We start from the raw sequence: 1,726 nt of genomic DNA on the forward strand, positions 1-1,726 counted from the left end.
CCTGTCCGCCGGACGCGGCCATCGCCCAGGCCTATGGCACGCGCTCCGTGGGGCGGGCGCGGCGGGTGCTGGCCTATATGGAGGAGCAGGGGGCCATCGTGCTGCGGCCGGACGCGCAGGGGCGGCGCATCCTGGCGCTGGTGGGCCTTGGCTGGGAGACGGCGCCGGGCGATCCCGGCGCCGCCGGCTGATCAGAGCAGGATCTCCACTAGCGAGGCGACCTTCTGCCCCAGCTCCCGCGTGGCATCGAAGAAGGTGACCACCTGGTAGGTGGCGACGAACCCGGCCGCGTAGAACAGGCCGGGCGAGAGGCGCTGGAAGCGCAGCGCCCCCTCGAACAGCCGGCGGGTGAGGCCTGAGCGGATCACCAGCGCCGCCACCGCCAGCCCCAGCATCGCCCCGCCCAGGATGTCGCTGGGATAATGGAAGCCGGCATAGACGCGCGGGATGCAGGCCACCACCAGCGCCCACACGAAGGCCAGCAGGCCCAGCCTGCGCGAGGCCATGAAGATGCCCAACGCCATGGCGAAGGTCATGGCCGCGTTGTCGCTGGGGAAGGAGCTGTAGTTGGCCAGGTAGCCTTCCTCCAGCCCCAGCAGCGCGTTGATCCCCAGGTCGAGGTTGTGGATGGGGCGCGGCCGCTCCCACATCACGTTCTGCACCAGGCGGGAGAGCAGCGCGGCCAGGATGGCGCCGCCCAGCCCGGCGAAGGCCAGGTAGCGGCCGTCCCGCCGGCGGGGGCCGAGGTCGGTGAACCACATCCACCAGTAAGCGGCGACGAAGGGCGCCGTCTTGAACAGGTGATTGTTGGTCAGGGTGAAGATGATCCGGTCGGCGGCGAAGCTCTCGCCGGCAAAGCCGTTGAAGAAGTGGAGAACCCAGAGGTCCAACGCCTGCAGCATACCCGTTCTTATCCTTGGGCCCGCATTCTGGGCTGCGTGTTGCGCCGCCATGGTCCGGTTTTGCTCGGCACGTTCCGGACCACGGATTGTCAGGGCCGGGCCGTCCTGCCCGCCATTGTCCTGAAACAATTCCGTCACAATGGGGAAGCCAAACGAAGCTTGGCAAGAAGAGCGGGAGGCATGGCCGGTCACAGCGTGGTCAGGGCCGTCTCAGCGGGGCGGCACGACGCCTCGTGCAACCGCCTCGAATTCGCTACGCCTGGTTGCGAAGCGCGTCTTCTCTTCTGTGCATACAGTTGTGGTGCGGCCGCGGGGCGTTTCCACGATGGCAAAAAGCGTGCGCAATTCCTGGCCGCGTTGCGGAAGGTCGGGCCGCGGGCGCAAATCGGCCACCAGCAGGACGCCTTCGAGGCCGCTGTGGGCGAAGGCTTCCACGCCGATCACGTTGTAGAGCGGTTGGAGCGTGGCCATCAGCACGCGCTGCCATCCCGGCGCGCGGGCGAGGCGGTTCAGGTCCTCCTGGCGCAGCGATTCGTTCTGCGGCGCCGGCACGAAGGCAATCTGGCAGCCGGTGTCGCTGTCCTGCGGGCGGCGCACCGCCATGCGGGCCTGCTGCGCGCCCTGCACCGCCATGGGTGTCGCGGCATAGCCAGGCGGCGGATCGACGGCGAGGCCGGTGGCGGCATCGCGCAGGGGCTGGGCGGCGGCCGGCGGCGCCGCCGAAAGCGTGGCCAGCAGGAAAGCCGCGGCCGGAAAGGTTCTCATGCCGCGCAGGGAAGGCCCGGCGGGCCGGGCTGTAAAGGCCGGCACCGTCGCAGGGCCGG

At 69.8% G+C, this 1,726-nt stretch carries 2 protein-coding genes and 1 pseudogene; 1 reads left to right on the forward strand and 2 read right to left on the reverse strand.

Translation table 11 applies throughout. From position 1 onward, the window contains the following. Positions 1-191 (forward strand): annotated as a pseudogene (locus tag ACZJYS_RS24210) (ATP-binding protein); the annotation flags it as partial. Here ACZJYS_RS24210 and ACZJYS_RS24215 read toward each other — a convergent pair. Continuing rightward, a complete protein-coding gene (locus ACZJYS_RS24215; protein ID WP_493180629.1) occupies positions 192-902 on the reverse strand; it encodes a phosphatase PAP2 family protein in 711 nt (236 codons plus the stop codon). It lies immediately after the preceding pseudogene. Positions 903-1,112: 210 nt separating this feature from the next. After that, positions 1,113-1,726 (reverse strand): hypothetical protein (locus tag ACZJYS_RS24220; protein WP_493180630.1); only part of this gene is annotated, 614 nt, incomplete at its 5' end.

This window comes from Roseomonas sp. TS2 (genome assembly GCF_058833935.1).